Genomic DNA, 18362 nt, shown 5'->3' with positions numbered 1-18362 from the left:
TCAATATGAAAAATAACAAATTGGAACAAATGTATGAGAAAATAAAAGAGCTAAAGGAATCTGATATAGAATTATTTGTTCGTGGAGGCAAATTAAATTATAAAACTAGTTCCGATGCTTTAAATGATAATGATATGATTTTTTTAAAAAATAACAAAGATGATATCATAGATTTTTTGTCATGCTCAGATTACAATTTTAATTTAAAGAAAGTGATTTTAAAAAGAGACGATGACAATGACTGTTTTGATTTGACGGATGTACAGCAGGCATATATGTTAGGTAGAGAAGAAGTTTTTCAATATGGTGGAGTAAGTTGTCATTTATATATGGAGATAGAGTATGATTCCGTATTAGATTTAGATAAAACTAGAAAAACTTGGGATACACTATTTAAAAGACACGAAATGCTTAGAATGTATATAGGAAAAAACAACAAACAAACCATCGCAAAATATATACCGTACGATTTTATTGTTCAAGAGTATGAAGTTGATGAAAATAATGTTGACAATATAAGGGAACAATATTATCAAAAAAAGTATGATTTAAAAAGTGCCCCATTGTTTGATATTGGTGTTATTAACATGAAGTGCAAGAGCATTTTATTCTTGTCATTTGATTTAATGATTGCTGATTGGAGAAGCATTTGGAGATTAATCTTTGAATTTGAACAAATATATTTTCACAATAACACACTAAAAGAAATAAACATGAAATTTAAAGATCATGTACGCAGTTGTCATATGATGAAAAAAAGTTTTAAATATTTTAGTGACAAAGAATATTGGATTAATAAAATTCCAAATCTTCAAGATGCGCCACAATTACCAGTTAAGTTAAACAACAACACAGAAAAGTCAGGTTTTACTCACTACTCATTTTCATTGGATAATAAGGTATGGCATAAAATTGTAGCTATAGCTAAATCAAGAGGGGTAACTAGCACTACAGTTCTCTTAGCTGTATACTCATTAATCCTCAGAAAATGGAGCAACAACAAAGATTTTACGCTTAATTTAACTATGTTGAATAGAGAGTATAGCGAATACGATATTGATAAAGTAGTAGGAGATTTTACCGGGATTACTTTACTGGACTGCAAGGACGACTATGGACTGACTTTCTTTAATTATGCAAAAGAATTACAAGAAACATTGATAGAAAATTTAGAACACAGTGCATTTTCTGGAATAGAAGTAATTAGAGCGATATCGAGTGGAACAAATACAAATAATATAATTATGCCATATGTTTTTACCAGTGGAATAGGATTTTCCAAAGATTTAAATTACAACTATGTTGGTAAAATGAATGATAAGATTAGAAGTCAAACTCCACAGGTATTTATTGATTGTCAGTGTATGGATGATAAAGATTGTTTGAGAGTATTCTTTGACGTAAGGAATGGTATTTTTGATAATAGGATTGTTGATGATATTAAAGATTCCTTTTTAAGATATTTACATTTGTTATCAGAAGATGAGACATGGGATAGAGGTGCGTTCGTCAGTTTGCCTGAGTGGCATATAAATATAATTAATTCTATAAATGAGGTTAATGAAAAATTAGAATTAAAAAGAATAGATAGAGCTATTTATGATAGTTGTTTACAAAATACGGATAAAATAGCATTGGTAGATGATAACAATACTTTAACATATAGTGAGTTGTTATCTTATGCGAATAAAATAAAAAAGTTTGTTTGGAATAACAAGACAAAAATGAAAGTCCAATATTGGAATATGCATGGAAAAGTCTGTTTTTCAAATTGCAGCAGTTGTTGGAGTGTTAATGAGTGGTTCGTCATATGTTCCAATTGAAATAGACTTGCCGGATAAAAGAAAAGAAGAGGTGGCAAGGCAGGCTGATATTGACTTTATTCTTAACATGAATATCAGTGATAATGTTACTAATGTGAAGAACTATAACCTTGCTTGTATTTTTGAAGATTCTGATTTTAATCACGATGAAGAACAGAACATGATAGAGGGAGATAATTTAGACGATACCGCTTATGTAATTTTTACTTCTGGATCAACAGGGTTACCTAAAGGAGTAGAAGTCAGCCATAGGGCTGTAATGAATACTATTATGGATATTAATAGTAAATTCAGTATATCAAAAAATGATGTTTTTATAGGTATTTCAAAGCTAAGTTTTGATTTATCTGTATATGATATTTTTTCTAGTTTAAGTTTAGGTGCAACTTTAATTATTCCTAATAGCAATTCAATAGATCCAGAATATTGGTATGATTTGATAAAGAAAAACAAAGTTTCTGTTTGGAACACAGTGCCAGCAATAATGCAACTATTTTTAAATTATATGTTCGAAAATAAAAAAAAGGTGAATCTGAGAAAGATACTTCTTTCGGGAGATTGGATACCGACAGATTTGCCAGATAAAATAAGAAAAATTTCAAATGAAAGCATGATAGTTGCTATGGGTGGAGCTACAGAAGCCTCGATATGGTCAAATTATCATATATGTAAAAAAAGTGATATATATGAGAGAAGTATTCCATATGGGGTCACACTATCTAATCAAAGTATGTATGTATTAGATTATAGAGGCGAGCATTGTCCGGTTAATGTAGAGGGAGATTTATATATAGGAGGAGATGGTTTAGCTAAAGGATATATAAACAATGAAGAACTAACTTCTGCATCTTTTATTTATGTTAATGGGATGAGATTATATAAAACTGGAGACATTGCTAAAGTTTTAGCCTCAGGGGAAATTGAATTTTTAGGCAGAAAAGATAGGCAGGTAAAAATAAATGGATTTCGTGTTGAGCTTGGGGAAATAGAGGTTGTATTAAATAAACTTGATTTAGTGAAATCTTCAGTAGCACTATTGAATGATAATGGGGTTTTATCTTGTCTAATCATTAGTGATAAATTTGAAGAAATTTGTGAATTTGAAATAAAAGAATATTTAGGACAATATTTACCAGAATATATGATTCCTAAAATTATAATTATAAAAGCAAAAATGCCCCTGACAACTAATGGAAAAGTAGATTATAAATCTCTAAAAAAAGATTTATCTATATCGGAAAAAGAAATAAAAGGAAAAGATAAAAGTTTTATTGATGATAATATAACAAATGCTTTAGTTAAAATTTGCGAATCAAATCTAAAAACTGAACATATAACTGTAAGTGATAATTTGTATAATTTAGGCGCGGATTCTTTAATAATAGCACAAATTGCCGGTAATATAAGAGACTATGTTAATGACTTAGGGCTATATGAATATATTGAATTTGATAAGTTATTGAGAGAATTGATAAATAAGCCAGAAATATATAATCTTAGGTCATTTATTGAAAAATATAAAATTTTTAACACAAAAGATAATATTCATAACTTTGAAGAAGATGACTCCATTGGGCAGATGAACTATATTTTAGATAAAGATAATGAATATTTGCAAGTATTTTTGCATGCCGATTTTGGAACATTAAACTGTTATAGATATGTTTTAGAGAATATGAAGAAGGAGAATATGTCAAGTATAGTTGGATTTACTATAAAAAATAGTGAAAAATATTGTTTAATAGACAGCGAAAAAGTTAATTTCATGTTTAGCTGAAGAATATTCCAAAAAAATAGAAAAACTTGGCAAAAAAAAGATTCAAATTGTTGGTTATTGTATAAGTGGTTTAATTGCAGTAGAAATAGCAAAAAAATTGAAGCAACATGAGGATATAGTTTGTTCAATTGTATTAATAGATAGTCATCCCATGAAATATAAGTTGGAAGATGATATATTGACAGAAATGCTATTTTTACCAAGTTTGGGAATAAATTTTGATAACCTTGGATTTGAAGGAATATCAGGGAAAGAATTATTTGAAGCTATATATGACTTATATAATAAATTTAATAAGAATATACCTAAAATGTCTTATAAATATTTAGAAAAAAAGTATTCGAAGTTATCAGAAACTTTATCTAAATTAGAAGATTTAGGTACAATGAAGAGATTTGAATTCTATTCTGAAAAGGCAAAAGAGGTTATTGGAAACGCACAACCTATAGAAATGCAGTTAGAATTATACAGATCATTTAAACATAGCTTAAAAGCGGCAACATACGTGCCGAATTACTATGTGGGAGATATTAATTTCTTGCTAGCTGATATAAGTAGTAGTTTTATACCTGACGAGGATTTGCTTACAATAAATTTTTGGGAAAAATTATGTTTGGGAGAGGTTAATGTCTCTAAAATACCTGGAGATCATGTTACATGTACTGAAAATATTGAGAATGCTGCAGTTTTATCGAAAAAAATTATCGATTTATTAAAGGAAATGTAAACTTAAATGTTGAGAGGTGAATACGATGAAAATTGAAAACATTATTGCAGAATTAAAAAAGAATGAATGGATTGATTTAACTCACTCATTTGGTGAGTTAACACCAAGGTGGCCTGGATTTAACAAGTTATCAAAAAAAATAATTTTGGATTTTGATAAATATCCAGTTAGGACACATTTATACACTTTTCCAGGACAGTATGGAACACATATTGATGCTCCTGCTCATGCAAGTAAAAGTGGGAGGACATTAGAAAAAATAGATTTAAAGGAGTGTGTTTTATCACTTTGTGTGATAGATTGTTCTCAAAAAGTACTTGAAAATCCCGATTACGCCTTAAAAGTAGAAGATATTGATAATTATGAGAATAATTATGGCAAGATTCCAGAAGGTTCATTCGTGGCGATGAGGAGCGACTGGTATAAAAACTGGCCTGATCAAGAAAAGTTTCTTAATGTTGATATAAATGGTGAACCTCATTATCCTGGTTGGGATATAAAAGCGGTAGAGTTTTTGATTAAAGAACGCAAAATATTAGGCATTGGGCATGAAACGTTTGATACGGATCCGCCACAAAAGAAAGAACAATATCCATTTAAAGCGGAAGTTTGTATTTTGAAAAATGATATATATCAAATTGAACTGATGGCCAACTTGGATAAGATTCCCGCTAGAGGAAGTGTAATTTTTTGTATTTTTCCGAAACAAGAAGGTGGAACTGGATTTCCTGTAAGATGTTTTGCCATATGTCCAAAATAAATAGAAAGAAGTGATAGGTATGAAGAAAATCGGTTTAATAGGGGGCTTAAGTTGGGAAAGCACATTACCATATTATAAAATAATAAATGAAACTATTGCTGAAAAAAAAGGGGGGTATTATTCTGCAGACTGCATATTGCACAGTATTAATTTTCATGAAATTGAATCTACTATTTTGAAAGGTAATTGGGACACTTCCAATCGTTTATTATCCAATGCGGCAAAACAATTAGAAGTTGCTGGAGTTGATATGATAGCTATTTGTTCCAATACAATGCATAAGTGTATTCCCGAAATTAAAAAATGTATTGATGTTCCAATTTTTCATATCGTAGATGCAACATCAAAGAGAATGCATTCTAAAGGCATTGCTAAAGCATTACTATTAGGAACAAGATTTACAATGGAAGAAAGTTTCAATGTTGATAAGTATCTGGAAAATAATATAGAAATAGTAATTCCTGAGATTGAAGACAGACAAATTGTGCACGATATAATTTTTAAAGAACTTTGTATGGGTATAATTAAAGAATCATCTAGAAATATTTATCTAAAAATAATAAATAAGTATTGTAATGATGATATGGGGGTTATTTTGGGGTGTACAGAAATAGGCTTATTAGTAAAACAAAAGGATATTAATATACCCGTTTTTGATACTACAGAGATTCATGCTGAAGAAATTGCTAAAAAAAGTATTGAAGAATAAATGTAAAAGGAGAAAAGATATGAATATGAAAAATGATAAATTAAAAATGAAAGATGTTATTACGTTATCTATATTTAACATAGCGATGATTGTAATAATGCTTGCTACTAAAATGTGTACTATGATGTTAACAACACCTGCATTTGACTATCTATTTTATGTAGGTATTATGGGATTACTTTGTGGACCTATTTTTGTAGCAATGTCAAATAAAGTTGCTAAAAGAGGAACATATTTAATTACAGGAATATTCGGAGGATTATTTATAACAGTTATGGGATCTCCATGGTTTTTGCCTGTAATGATTGTGGTAGGAATTATATGCGAAATAATTATGATAGGGGAGAATACGTATAGAAATCCTAAAAGGAATGGTATCACATATTCAATATACTGGGCGTTATATGCCCTTGGCAGTGCGATACCTATGTTTTTCTTTAAAGAACAGTATTTAAATAGTTTAAAAGCGAGTTACTCAGATGAAGGTATTAAAACTCTGGTTAGATTTTATGGTTCGTGGGATATGCTTTTATTGATCACTGTAATAACAATTACATTATCTATTATTGGATTTATAGTGGGACAAAAACTTTTGAAAAAACATATAAAAAAGGCAAAGCTAATATAAATGAAAAAATTAGATAATAGAACATATATTATCTTATTAGCAGTATCATCAATATTCTGGTTCTTGTTTAACAAAAACATTCAAATACATTTAAGTGTTGCACTAAATGCATTACTTTTAGTGTATATAAAAGAATATAATAAGGCTATTAAATTCGTTATAACTTACCTTACTATGGTTATATTGGCTGGTTTGTTTGCGAACAAGATAGCCTTAATGTACATTATTCTGAATATGTTAGCTCGTTCAATTCCTTTAGTAATGGTAGTTACATGTATTGTTGTGGGAAACTCAAGTGAACTTATGTTAAGTTTACAGAAAACAAAGGTTCCTAAGCCCATAATAGTAATGATTTGCATCCTTATACGATTTTTCCCAGTATTAAGTAAAGAAAACATAGCAATTAGAAATGGAATGAAAGCTAGGGGGTTATTTAGTAATTGGAAAGATTTTATGAGAAATCCTTTTTTGGTATATGAGTGTTTTATGGTACCACTAATCATAAGATGCATAAAATTATCAGATGAGTTGGGAGCTACGGCAGAGTTAAGGGGATTAAACGCAGATATTAGTAGGTCATGCATATATGAGGCGGATTTTGGCCTAAATGATTTATTTGTACTTGTTTTGTATGGAGCTGCGATGGGATTAATATATTTTAGATTGCAGGTGTAATTATGATTGAATTTCAAAATTTGTATTTTTCCTATAAAGATGGTGATGAATCTATTAAAGATATTAGTTTTTTTGTAAAACGAGGAGAATGCATCATTCTTTGTGGAAAATCAGGTTCAGGAAAGAGTACGATTTTACGCACGATAAGTGGTTTAGCTCCTGTTTTTTACGAGGGATCTCTGCAAGGGAGAATTGAAGTGGATAAGCGAATCCTGGCTGAATTGAAATCAGAAGAACGTGCTAAATTGTTTGGCGTTGTTTTTCAAGATCCAAGAAGTCAATTTTTCATGAATACAGTCCAAGACGAAATTTGTTTTGCAGCAGAAAATATTGGAGTTCCCTCGAAAAAAATAAAAGAATTACTTTATGAGGTTTCGGAATTTATTGGAATTGAAGATTTGCTTTTGAGAAATATTGATGAATTATCTAGCGGTCAAAAGCAAAAAGTTGCAATTGCATCTTCTTTGATATTGCAACCAAAAGTTTTGATATTGGATGAGCCAACATCTAATTTAGACATTCAAGGATCTAAGATATTGATAGAAATAATAAAAAAAATTAAAGACAAAGGAATATCAATTGTTATAAGTGAACACAGAATTGACTCATTCAAAGAAGTGGCGGATAGGTTTTTATATATAAACGAAGGTAAGCTGGATGAAATTTGGACAAGTAAACAATTCGAAAATCTTAGTGATGAAAAATTATTAAGTCTTGGACTAAGACCCAAAACAGTTGAAAAAAGTGCAAATAATGAAATTAAAAACGATAATGTACCACTATTGGATATTCAATCTCTGTCGTTTCATTATAAAAAAACAAATTCAGGTATTGATAATATAAATTTGAGATTATATAAAGGTGAAGTTGTTTCACTGTTAGGAAACAATGGAGCAGGAAAAACTACTTTGTGTAAAGTTATATGTGGCCTACTAAAAGAAAATACAGGATTAATCAAATATAGAGGAAAAGTAGCAAACAGAAATTTAAGAAATAAATTTTGCTATTTTGTTATGCAAGATGCAGACTATCAACTGTATTCAGATTCAGTTGTAAGTGAAATTTCTATTGGTAAAAAAATAACTGAAAAATTAAAAAAAGATATGGAGGATAGTTTGGATGCTTTTAGTTTGATCAAACTAAAAGATAGACACCCAGCATCATTGTCAGGAGGTGAAAAGCAAAGAGTAATATTAGCTGCTGCATATTGTTCAGAGGCTGATATTTATATATTAGATGAACCGACAAGTGGGATGGATGGAAATGGACTATGTGCAATTATAAGGTGGGTAAAACTCCTTGCTGAAAAAGGGAAAATAGTCATCATTATTACACATGATTTGCTTTTAGCTGAAGCAACTAGCAATAAATTTATCTACTTAGAAGAAGGAAAGCAATTAAAAGAAGGAAGGAATATAATATGAACTTAATTAAAAAATATGTAAGAATAAACTTATTCCAATTCTCTTTTTCAATACTATTTGCAATTTTAGGTGTATTAGCCAGCTTAATATCTTATATATTTCTTGCAAGAATTATTACTGAGTTAATTAGCAATAATTCAGATTGGGACTTCTATTTGAAGCAATTATTGATAATAGTTGGGTTGTTTTTAATAAAAGAAATCTCAGCGGGTGTATCAACAACTATTTCTCATACTGCAACGTTTCAATCATTGAGAGATATAAGAAAAGAAATTTCAGAGAAATTATTTGAAATGCCTTTGGGAGATATAACGAGTGTTAGCTCTGGTACCTTTAAAGATATTATTGTAGATAAAGTTGATAGTATGGAAACCACATTATCTCACATATTACCTGAAATGACAGCAAATATAATCGGACCAATATTGCTTATTGTATATATGCTTATATTGGATTGGCGTTTAAGTATAATATCGCTGCTACCATTTATTATTGGAATGGGCGTAATGAAGTCAGTAATGAATAAAGAGTACACAAAAAGCTATAAAGAATCTGTATTGTTAGGACAAAAAATGAACAATGCTTTGGTAGAGTATATCGGAGGAATAGAAGTTATTAAAGCATTTAATCAAGGTACATCTTCCTATAAAAAATATAGTGATGCTGTTAGAGATAATGCACAGTTTTATTATGATTGGATGGGTAGATGTATGAATAGAATTTCTGTTGGCAGACTTCTGTCACCAATGGGAATATTAACTGTCATACCGTTCGGAATGATTTTTTATAAAAATGGAAGCATAAAAATTGATATACTTATAAGTATCGTCGTATTGTCTTTTGCTACAGTTTCTAATTTGCTTAAAGCTCTAAACTATACAGATGATTTAGCTAGAATTAGTACTATATCAGGTGAAGTGGAAAAGGTATTAAATTCAAAACCCTTAAAACAAGGCGTAAGCACTCAAAAAATTCAGCATTATGATATTGAATATAAAGATGTGAACTTTTCATATGACGAAGATAAGAAAATAATCAATCACTTGGATTTAAAATTTGAAGAAGGAACAGTTAATGCTTTGGTGGGAGAATCTGGAAGTGGGAAATCGACCATAGCAAAGCTTTTAGCTGGATTTTGGAATGTTGAAAGTGGTTGTATTAAAATTGGGGATATAAATATAAATACAATCCCATTAAGCCAACTTTCTCAGTTAATATCTTATGTATCACAAGATAATTTTCTTTTTGATATTTCTATCAAGGACAATATTAGGGTTGCAAAACCCGATGCAACAGATAGTGAAGTTGAGCAAATTGCAATCAAGGCGGGATGTGATGAATTTATAAAAGACCTTTCAGATGGATATGATACTGTTGTTGGGGAAGGTGGTGGACATTTATCTGGAGGAGAAAAGCAGAGAATATCTATTGCTAGAGCTATGCTTAAAGATTCGCCTATCATTATTTTAGATGAGGCAACATCATATATAGATCCTGAGAATGAAGTTAGTATTCAGAGAGCAATTTCAAAACTGGCAAAAGGAAAGACATTAATTATCATTGCTCACAGACTCAATACTATTAAGGATGTTGATAAAATATTTATTGTCTATAAAGGAAGAATCCAAGATAGTGGAACTCATGAAGAACTACTTGTGAAATCTGAGATGTATCAATCTATGTGGAAAGCATCGAATAAGGAGGGAAGAGCATGATAAATGTATTTAGAAAAATTTGGCTTTTCTCTGGGAAGGAAAAAGGTAATTTAAAAAAGTCTATATTTGCAGCATTTATTCATGCTGTGTTTAACGCTTTTCAATTTGTGGCAATTTATTATATGTTAGAATGCTTGTTTATTAGCAAGATTTCAACAAAAAATATTATCATAGCATTTGTGATATTAATGATTAGTTTATTGGGGAAAATTGTAACACAAAACATTTCTCAAATGAAACAAACTCATGCAGGCTATTTTATGGCGGCTGATAAAAGAATTGAATTGGGTGAAAAAATAAAAAAAGTTCCAATGGGATTCTTTAATAGTTTTAGTTTAGGTAAACTTACTACTTTAGCAACCACAAACCTCACTCAAATTGAATCTTGGATTCCAGTATTGCTTGTCAATGTTCTAGGAGGTTTTTTAAATACATGTGTGTTTGTTCTAGCTATATTTTTAATTAATATCTACATAGGTCTAACAGCACTAGTAGGTATGACAGTGTTTTTGATGGTTACGTCTCTAATGGAAAAACGTTCAAGAAAAAATGCTACGGACATGGCCAATATTCAAACATGTTTAACTAAGAATGTACTATCTACTCTTCAAGGAATGCAAGTTATAAAGTCATATAACTTAGGAGGAGAAAATAATAAAAATTTAGATGATGCAATAGATAATAGCTATAAGACTACATTAGCACTTGAGAAGATGGTTATTCCTTATACTGTGGTTCAAAGAATTGTAATAGGTTTAACAATAGTTGCAATGCTATTTGTAAGTATTAGATTTAATATTTCTGATAATTTGATAATTACAGATGCAGTGATGATAATGATAGCAAGTTTTACGATATTTGAAGGATTAATTGGAGCAGGGTCTAATATGGCGATTTTGCGAATTGCAGAAAATGCAATTGATTCATATGAATATGTTAATCAAATGCCAATTTTGAAAGAAGGAAGTATTACAGAGCCTATAAAAAATCACAATATAGCCTTTAAAAATGTTTCTTTTTCCTATGATGATAGACCAATTTTAAAAAATGTATCAGCAGAGATAAAAGAAAATACCATGACTGCCATTGTAGGACCATCTGGATCTGGTAAGACAACATTTTGTAGTCTCATAGCGAGATTTTGGGATGTAAATTCTGGCGAGATTTTAATTGGTGGAAAAAATATAAAAGACTATAAGATAGAAAACTTAATGAATTCTATTTCAATGGTCTTTCAGGATGTATACCTATTTGAAGATACAATTGAAAATAATATAAAATTTGGAAAACAAAATGCAAGCCATGAAGAAGTTGTAGAAGCTGCAAAGAAGGCAAGGTGCCATGAATTTATAGAAGCTTTACCAGAAGGATATGACACTATCATTGGGGAAGGTGGAGCAAGCCTATCTGGTGGAGAAAAACAAAGAATCTCCATAGCCAGAGCCATGCTAAAAGACGCGGACATCATAATCTTTGATGAAGCCACAGCAAATATAGACCCAGAAAATGAAGATAAGCTTAAAGAAGCGATAGAATCATTAACAAAAAACAAAACAGTAATTATGATTGCCCACAGACTAAAAACCATTAGAAATGCTGACCAGATTTTAGTCTTAAAAGATGGAGAAATAGTAGAACGTGGAGGTCATGAAGAACTGATTAAGAATAATGGACTTTATTCTGATCTTATCAATGCAAAAGCTAAGGCGGAATCATGGAAACTAAGCAATAAATATAGAATAGAACTATAAACAATACTAAATTTTAAGATATAACGACTTAATGAACGGAGGCTAATATGAACATAATTAAAACAAAAAATATTACACCTTTTTTCTTTAAGTTATTCTGTATACAGTATAAATAATTCAATTGTAAAATTAAATGTAGTTAATACCAGAAAGGGTTTCTTTCATTCTAGAGGACTAACCATGCCAATGAGCAGGAGTCCTCCTTTTTTGTCTAAAAACAAGAAGACAAAAAAAGAATGGAGGAACCATAAATGACAAAAGAATATTACCTTTATGTCGGTGGGCAAAAAATCAAAGTAAGCGAGCAGATATACAAAGTCTACTGGCAAGAAAGAGAACATGAAAAATATTTAGAGCAGGTGGACAAGAAAAACCACTTGCTCTTTTTTTCGTTCCTAAATCATGATGGGAATTTCGAAGATAATTTAGAGGATAAAAACGTTGATGTAGAAAAAGTTGTAGCTACACAAATGATGATTGAAGCACTAAAAAGTGCTTTGTCAAAGTTAAATAGGGATGAGCGGGAAATCATAGAAAGATTATATTTCAATGATGAAACACTTCGTGCAGTAGCAAAGACTAAAAATATCTCGCATCCAACTTTAATTAAGAGACGAGATAAAATTTTAGAAAAACTAAAGAAATTTATAGAAGAACTATAAATTATGGTTACCAAAGAGGGCAAATTTTCCTTTATAAAGTGAAGGGGAATTTTGTCCTCTTTTATATAAAAAAAGAAATTAATAGAAATTTGAACCTTGACAACTGAATAGACCAAGACAGGACATTAACCATTTGTGGAGCTTTATAATTTCTTCGCCATGACTTTTCTGCTGATAAGGATTTCGGTTTAAATAAATACTCTAGTTCAAAGAAGGATAAAAGAAAACGAGCGACAAAAAGAAATTATATATTCAGCCTAGGAAACTGATGCATTGAAGCAAATGGGGATAATGATACTTCTACAGTTGTTGCCGGCTCATCTTGAAAAGGGGCGGTGGTGAAATTCCAATGTCGTGACCTACACGCCTGTTAATGTCAAAAAACTTAAAGATATTGAAGATAAGGAGAAGATATTATGTGTGATGAACATAATATAAATACAGAAATGAAAACAGATAAAAAAGATAAACAGATGATAAATCAAATTGATGGTTGGAATATAGAAGTTAAATTTAATGAAAATGGATTTAGTTTAGAAAATTTAGTAGAGGAATACATCAAAGAAAAATTTTCTGTCTATTAGGGGCTGACAAAAAATATAAGGAGCGTTATAATATTTTTGTGGAAGCCTAACCTTGCTTCGATTTATTGTATGTAAATTGAATTAAAGGAGGCTTTTTTATGTTTAAAAACAATTTAGCAAAAGAAAATTTGGCAGTTATATATTTAAGATTATCAAAAGAAGATGGTGAAAAAACAGAAAGTAACTCTATATCCAATCAAAGAGAAATTATAAACTCTTATGCAAGAAAAAAGCAAATTACAATTGTCAAAGAGTATGTGGATGATGGATATTCAGGTGCAAATTTTGATCGTCCCAATTTTAAAGAAATGATAAAGGCTGCCTATGATAGAAAGTTTAATACAATTATTGTAAAGGACTTATCAAGATTCGGAAGAGATTATATAGAAGCTGGAAAATATATTCAAAGAATATTTCCGGAAAACGGGATAAGATTTATATCAGTAAATGACAATTACGATAGTAAAAGTGCAGATATAAACGATACACACCTTATACTTCCTATAAAAAACTTCATCAATGATAGTTATTGCCGAGATATTTCCAATAAGGTAAAAAGCTCTCAAAAGATAAAAAGAGAAAAAGGAGACTTTATCAGTGCTTTTGCACCTTATGGATATAAAAAGTCTGAGGAGAATAAGAACAAGTTAGTGATTGATAAAGAGATATCGGATATTGTCAAAAATATATTTGATATGAAACTCTTGGGATATTCCTCAAAGGCAATTGCAGATGAACTAAATCATTTAGGAGTTTTAACTCCAAGAAAATATAAAGAAAGTCAAGGATTTAAGTGTAATGGATTTCAAAATACAAAAGGTGGAAATTGGTCAGCAAAGACAGTAAATAGAATTATAGAAAATGAAGTATATATTGGAAATACCTTACAAGGAAAGAGTGTTACTTTAAGTTACAAAAATAAAAAGCAGATAGAAAAAGAGAAAGAAGAATGGATAAGAGTAGAAAATACCCATGAAGCAATTATAAGTAAAGAAGTTTTTACTATTGCAAATACTATGTTAAAAAGAGATTTGAATAACTCTCGTGGAAAGGACAAAATTGATATTTTTACAGGAATGCTTTTTTGTAAAGAATGTGGAAGTTCTTTGATTAGAAGGACTGTAAAGTATAAAAAAAGAGAAGAGATATTCTATATCTGTTCAAAGTACAACAAGGGAAAATCTTGCACAAGACACAGCATAAAAGAAGAAACTTTGATAAAAGCAGTATCTAAAATAATGAAGTCCTACATTGAATTTAATGAAAATCTATATTCTAAAGTTCAGCGTATAGATATAAATAAAAATTTGAAAGACAATCAAATTCCTATACTAAAACGAGAAAAAGCAATGACAGAAGAACTCTTATCTTCCCTTTACCTTGACCTAAAAGAAGATGTTATTAGTAAAGAAGAATATCAACTTTTTAGAAAAAACTATACAGAGAAATTGACTAAATTAGATGAAAGTATCGAGTATAGATTGAAAAAACAGGAATATACAAAGGAGAAGATTGACAAAAATAAGAGTTGGATCATCGACATTAACAAGTATAAAAATTTATCTGAAATAGATAGATTGTCTGTTGTGATGCTTATTGATAAAATTTTTATTTCTGAAGATAAGACGATAGATGTTAGGTTTAATCATACCGAAGAATTGTCTTTACTTGAAGAAATGACAAAAACGGATAAGCCTGATATTAAATCTAACACCATAAAAAAGAAAAGTGTCTATATAAGTAGGAAGTCAAAAACTATTCCCACTGTTATGAATAAAAGTCTTGTAAGTGCTGAAAGTGAGGTATGCTGTGGCTAGAACAAAAAACAGGCATATATCACAATCAGAAACAGAAGTTGGAAAAGTGATTGAAAAAATATACATTGCCGGTATTTATGCTAGATTATCACAGGAAAGAAAGGAAGCTTACAGGGATAAAAGTAATTCACTTGAAATGCAGGAAGAACTTTGTATAAATGCTGCAAAAGAAAAAGATATAAAGATTTTAAGAGTATACAAGGACTATGAGTATTCTGGAACAAATTTTAAAAGACCTGCATTTATTGAAATGATGGAAGATATCCGAACAGGTAGGATAAATTGTATCATAGTAAAAGATATGTCAAGGTTTGGTAGAGAGTATTTAGAAATCGCAAACTATATCGAAAAAGTATTTCCATTTTTGGGAGTTCGATTTATTTCCGTAAATGATAATTTGGATACTAAAGACGGTATAAAATCAGAACAGAGTTATGAAATAGCAATAAAAAATATCTTCAATGATTTATACGCAAAAGATATTTCAAAGAAAATAAAAGCCTCTAAAGAAATAAAAATGAAACAAGGGTCTTTTATAGGAGCGATGGCTCCGTATGGCTATAAGGTTGATAAAATTGATGGAAAAAGAGTTCTGGTGATGGACGAAAAAGGCATCAGATGTAGTAAGACTTATCTTTTATATGGCAGGTCAAGGTAAATCCAATATGCAAATAGCAAGAGAATTGACTAAAACATATACGACACCTGATGAATATAAAAGAACAGGTAAAATTTTTAAGGATAAAGAAGATACAAAACAATGGGATATTTCTTATATATCAAAAATGCTTTCTGATGAAGTATATATTGGGAATTTGATTCAAAGAGTATACTCAAATAGACATGATCCAAGTAGGAAAAGTAAGTTTCGTGATAAAGAAGAGTGGATTATAACAGAGAACACCCATGAAGGTTTGATAGACAAAACTACATTTGAAAATATCAGAGAGATAAAGGAGAAAAAACAAAACTATCTACCCTACCATTCATTGAAAAACATAATAAAAGACGGAAAAGAAAATGTTGGAGTAAAAATTCAAAGAGACCATAAAAAAGAAGGAAAGTATGACGAACTCATACAGTGCAGTGTTTGTGGTAGAAATTTGAAAAAACAATATGGACCAAGAGGACTGAAATATCATGATGAGATTTGCTATTGTTATTATTGTAAAGGTGGAGACAGATTAAAATTAGAAAAATCTCATGTCAGAATATATGAAACAGACCTCGACAAAATTTTAGTAGATACCTTAAAAAGACTGTTTTCATGCTTTTATAAAAAGGATAAAAGATTACAACTAAAAATATATTTAGAAAATATAAGTGCTGAAAAGATAAATCAAGTTTCTATAAAAATAGATGAAAATAATAAAAAGATTGCTTCTCTTAGGATTAATTTACAAGAACAATATGAAAACTATGTTAAAGGAGAGGTTCTTTTAAGTGATTTTAAAATAGAAAGTAAAAAAATAAATAATCAAATAAAAACCTTAAAAAATGAATTAAAAGTTTTTGATGAAAGAATAAGAAATATAAAAAAGAAAAAAAGAGAGAAATTATAGAATTTATAGATGTACTATTTTGCTGCTTAGATGCTAAAAGCATAGAAGTTGATAAAGAATTGGTCGATACATTAATTAGCCATATAGAAATATCAGAGTATAAGCAGGTTACCATATATTTTAAGTTTAAACTTGATAAAGATATGGGAAAGCAGTTGGAGGTAGAGCATGAATAAGATAGCTATATATTTAAGACTTTCTGAAGAAGATTATCACAAAGTAGATGAAAGTGTAAGTATAGTAAATCAAAGAGATTATATAAAAAGCTACGTTGAAAATGAAGCCTCTTTAAAAAGTTGTGAAATAGAAGAATATATAGATGATGGATATTCTGCTACTAATACAAATAGACCTTCATTTTTAAGGCTTATTGAGGATATAAAGAGTGGTAAAGTAGGAACTATAATTGTAAAAGATATGTCTAGGTTTTCAAGAGATTATATCTTACTTGGGGATTACTTAAGCAATATATTTCCATTTTTAAAAATACGATTTATAGCTATCAATGATTGTTATGATTCCATAAACGAAAATGGAAATGGATTAGATATGGATACACAGTTTAAGACATTGTATTATGATTTATTCAGTAAGGAATTATCTGAAAAGGTAAGAAGTTCTATTAGGCAAATTAAATCGCAGGGGAAAAATATAAATTGGGCAGCACCTTTTGGATATATTAAAGATCCTAAAGATAAACATAGTATCATCATTGATGAAAAAACAGCTTTTATAGTTAAAGAAGCTTTTGATTTATTGCTAAAAGGATATTCGTGTATTCAAGTGGCTAATATATTTAATGAAAAAGGTTATATTACACGCTCTGAACGAAAAAGAAGAACTGAAACTTTCTGATTATACTGGAAATTTAATTACTGGAAGTGAAGTAAAGAAAAGAGTTTGGACAAACGCAGCTATCTCACAGATTACAAGGAACGAACTATATACAGGGGATTATGTATATAATAAATTCAAAGAAACAAAAATAGGTGGAAGAAAAAGAATTTTACTTCCTGAAGAGGAGTGGAAAATACTTCCAAATACCCATGAAGCGATTATTTCAAGAGAAGTATTTGATGAGGTAAAGAAAATAAAAGAAAAACGAAGTTTTGGGGGATATACAGGAAATAAAAATCGTTCTATTTTTTCTGATAAGATTTTTTGTAAAGAATGTGGTAGACATATGAGTTTTCGCAGTGATATTAGACAAAAGAAAAATTCAGATAAAATATACAAGTATAAAAGTTATTATTGTAATTTATGTAAAGCTGAGAAAACACCAAACAATATCAAAGAGAAAGATATTATTGAACTTATAAAACCCAAATTAAATGATTTTAAGATACAAAACACATTAAATGAAGAGAAAGTCATAGAACACAAGAATGTGAAAGACAAGATTCTAAAGGAAATATCCATATTAAACAGTAATTTACAAATCATCTATGAAAACTATAAAAAGAAAAATATTTCAAAAGATGACTATTTAAAGGAAAAAACTTTTATCCATGATAAAAAGGTATTACTGGAGAGTAGGTTGAAAGAATTAAAATCAGAGAAGATTGATTTGAAGAAAGAATTTGATGGTAATTCCTTAGATAAGAATAATTTATTGAAAGCCTATGTAGATAGTTCTATTGATAAAATATTTGTATCAAGAAGTGGAGAAATAGAAATTGTAGAAAAATAGATGAATAGCATTAAAAGTAACTCATAATCTCGCCAACTTTAATTTTAATACGCCAAAA

17 protein-coding genes are annotated in these 18362 nt (G+C 29.5%); all 17 read left to right on the top strand.

Features of this window, described 5'->3' with window-relative positions; translation table 11 throughout:
- Positions 1–5: 5 nt before the first annotated feature.
- The 17 genes from VLK81_RS00710 to VLK81_RS09810 all read left to right on the top strand — a co-directional run bounded on the left by VLK81_RS00710 (position 6) and on the right by VLK81_RS09810 (position 18304).
- The gene (locus VLK81_RS00710) at positions 6–1823 is read left to right on the top strand and encodes a condensation domain-containing protein (RefSeq protein WP_324618646.1); all 1818 of its coding nucleotides are present in this window, start codon (positions 6–8) and stop codon (positions 1821–1823) included.
- Complete coding sequence (locus VLK81_RS00705; RefSeq protein ID WP_324618645.1) at positions 1750–3600, top strand: amino acid adenylation domain-containing protein; 1851 nt, start codon at positions 1750–1752, stop codon at positions 3598–3600. Before VLK81_RS00710 ends, VLK81_RS00705 begins: the two co-directional genes overlap by 74 nt.
- Positions 3584–4327, top strand: coding sequence for a thioesterase domain-containing protein (locus VLK81_RS00700; RefSeq protein WP_324618896.1), 744 nt, complete (start codon positions 3584–3586; stop codon positions 4325–4327). Before VLK81_RS00705 ends, VLK81_RS00700 begins: the two co-directional genes overlap by 17 nt.
- Positions 4328–4352: 25 nt before the next feature.
- Positions 4353–5087, top strand: a complete 735-nt coding sequence (locus VLK81_RS00695; protein ID WP_144398870.1) for a cyclase family protein — start codon at positions 4353–4355, stop codon at positions 5085–5087.
- A gap of 19 nt (positions 5088–5106) precedes the next feature.
- On the top strand, positions 5107–5796 hold the full coding sequence (locus tag VLK81_RS00690) for an aspartate/glutamate racemase family protein (protein ID WP_324618644.1): 690 nt from the start codon (positions 5107–5109) through the stop codon (positions 5794–5796).
- A 25-nt stretch (positions 5797–5821) separates the two neighbouring features.
- Positions 5822–6424, top strand: a complete 603-nt coding sequence (locus VLK81_RS00685; protein ID WP_324618643.1) for an MptD family putative ECF transporter S component — start codon at positions 5822–5824, stop codon at positions 6422–6424.
- The gene (locus VLK81_RS00680) at positions 6425–7099 is read left to right on the top strand and encodes an energy-coupling factor transporter transmembrane component T family protein (protein WP_144398867.1); all 675 of its coding nucleotides are present in this window, start codon (positions 6425–6427) and stop codon (positions 7097–7099) included.
- Between the two features lie 2 nt (positions 7100–7101).
- Positions 7102–8523 (top strand): ABC transporter ATP-binding protein, encoded by a 1422-nt coding sequence (locus VLK81_RS00675; RefSeq protein WP_324618642.1) that lies wholly within the window; start codon positions 7102–7104, stop codon positions 8521–8523.
- The gene (locus VLK81_RS00670; RefSeq protein WP_144398865.1) at positions 8520–10238 is read left to right on the top strand and encodes an ABC transporter ATP-binding protein; all 1719 of its coding nucleotides are present in this window, start codon (positions 8520–8522) and stop codon (positions 10236–10238) included. Before VLK81_RS00675 ends, VLK81_RS00670 begins: the two co-directional genes overlap by 4 nt.
- Positions 10235–11989, top strand: coding sequence for an ABC transporter ATP-binding protein (locus VLK81_RS00665; RefSeq protein WP_324618641.1), 1755 nt, complete (start codon positions 10235–10237; stop codon positions 11987–11989). Before VLK81_RS00670 ends, VLK81_RS00665 begins: the two co-directional genes overlap by 4 nt.
- A gap of 251 nt (positions 11990–12240) precedes the next feature.
- Positions 12241–12651 carry an RNA polymerase sigma factor gene (locus tag VLK81_RS00660; protein ID WP_324618640.1) on the top strand — a complete coding sequence of 137 codons (411 nt, stop codon included), beginning with the start codon at positions 12241–12243 and terminating at the stop codon, positions 12649–12651.
- Between the two features lie 416 nt (positions 12652–13067).
- Positions 13068–13235 carry a hypothetical protein gene (locus VLK81_RS00655; RefSeq protein WP_000332792.1) on the top strand — a complete coding sequence of 56 codons (168 nt, stop codon included), beginning with the start codon at positions 13068–13070 and terminating at the stop codon, positions 13233–13235.
- Between the two features lie 98 nt (positions 13236–13333).
- A complete protein-coding gene (locus VLK81_RS00650; protein WP_324618639.1) occupies positions 13334–15052 on the top strand; it encodes a recombinase family protein in 1719 nt (572 codons plus the stop codon).
- Positions 15045–15710 (top strand): recombinase family protein, encoded by a 666-nt coding sequence (locus VLK81_RS00645; RefSeq protein WP_324618638.1) that lies wholly within the window; start codon positions 15045–15047, stop codon positions 15708–15710. The genes VLK81_RS00650 and VLK81_RS00645 overlap by 8 nt, the downstream gene beginning before the upstream one ends.
- Before the next feature lie 7 nt (positions 15711–15717).
- A complete protein-coding gene (locus VLK81_RS00640; protein WP_324618637.1) occupies positions 15718–16614 on the top strand; it encodes a recombinase family protein in 897 nt (298 codons plus the stop codon).
- 168 nt (positions 16615–16782) lie between these two features.
- Entirely contained in the window at positions 16783–17469 is a 687-nt protein-coding gene (locus VLK81_RS09815; protein WP_456151800.1) for a recombinase family protein, read from the top strand.
- Positions 17414–18304 (top strand): recombinase family protein, encoded by an 891-nt coding sequence (locus tag VLK81_RS09810; RefSeq protein WP_456151799.1) that lies wholly within the window; start codon positions 17414–17416, stop codon positions 18302–18304. The genes VLK81_RS09815 and VLK81_RS09810 overlap by 56 nt, the downstream gene beginning before the upstream one ends.
- Positions 18305–18362 lie beyond the last annotated feature (58 nt).

It is taken from the genome of Citroniella saccharovorans (genome assembly GCF_035481615.1).
Classification (GTDB): Bacteria; Bacillota; Clostridia; order Tissierellales; family Peptoniphilaceae; genus Citroniella; species Citroniella saccharovorans.
The sequence above is the reverse complement of the archived record's forward strand: the minus strand, read 5'-3'. Positions and strand labels throughout refer to the sequence as shown.

Bases quoted from the DNA above. Each gene is read 5' to 3' on its own strand.
- VLK81_RS00710 (WP_324618646.1), top strand. From the start codon at position 6: ATGAAAAATAACAAATTGGAACAAATGTATGAGAAAATAAAAGAGCTA.
- VLK81_RS00705 (WP_324618645.1), top strand. From the start codon at position 1,750: ATGGAAAAGTCTGTTTTTCAAATTGCAGCAGTTGTTGGAGTGTTAATG.
- VLK81_RS00695 (WP_144398870.1), top strand. From the start codon at position 4,353: ATGAAAATTGAAAACATTATTGCAGAATTAAAAAAGAATGAATGGATT.
- VLK81_RS00690 (WP_324618644.1), top strand. From the start codon at position 5,107: ATGAAGAAAATCGGTTTAATAGGGGGCTTAAGTTGGGAAAGCACATTA.
- VLK81_RS00685 (WP_324618643.1), top strand. From the start codon at position 5,822: ATGAAAAATGATAAATTAAAAATGAAAGATGTTATTACGTTATCTATA.
- VLK81_RS00680 (WP_144398867.1), top strand. From the start codon at position 6,425: ATGAAAAAATTAGATAATAGAACATATATTATCTTATTAGCAGTATCA.
- VLK81_RS00675 (WP_324618642.1), top strand. From the start codon at position 7,102: ATGATTGAATTTCAAAATTTGTATTTTTCCTATAAAGATGGTGATGAA.
- VLK81_RS00670 (WP_144398865.1), top strand. From the start codon at position 8,520: ATGAACTTAATTAAAAAATATGTAAGAATAAACTTATTCCAATTCTCT.
- VLK81_RS00665 (WP_324618641.1), top strand. From the start codon at position 10,235: ATGATAAATGTATTTAGAAAAATTTGGCTTTTCTCTGGGAAGGAAAAA.
- VLK81_RS00660 (WP_324618640.1), top strand. From the start codon at position 12,241: ATGACAAAAGAATATTACCTTTATGTCGGTGGGCAAAAAATCAAAGTA.
- VLK81_RS00655 (WP_000332792.1), top strand. From the start codon at position 13,068: ATGTGTGATGAACATAATATAAATACAGAAATGAAAACAGATAAAAAA.
- VLK81_RS00650 (WP_324618639.1), top strand. From the start codon at position 13,334: ATGTTTAAAAACAATTTAGCAAAAGAAAATTTGGCAGTTATATATTTA.
- VLK81_RS00640 (WP_324618637.1), top strand. From the start codon at position 15,718: ATGCAAATAGCAAGAGAATTGACTAAAACATATACGACACCTGATGAA.
- VLK81_RS09815 (WP_456151800.1), top strand. From the start codon at position 16,783: ATGAATAAGATAGCTATATATTTAAGACTTTCTGAAGAAGATTATCAC.
- VLK81_RS09810 (WP_456151799.1), top strand. From the start codon at position 17,414: ATGAAAAAGGTTATATTACACGCTCTGAACGAAAAAGAAGAACTGAAA.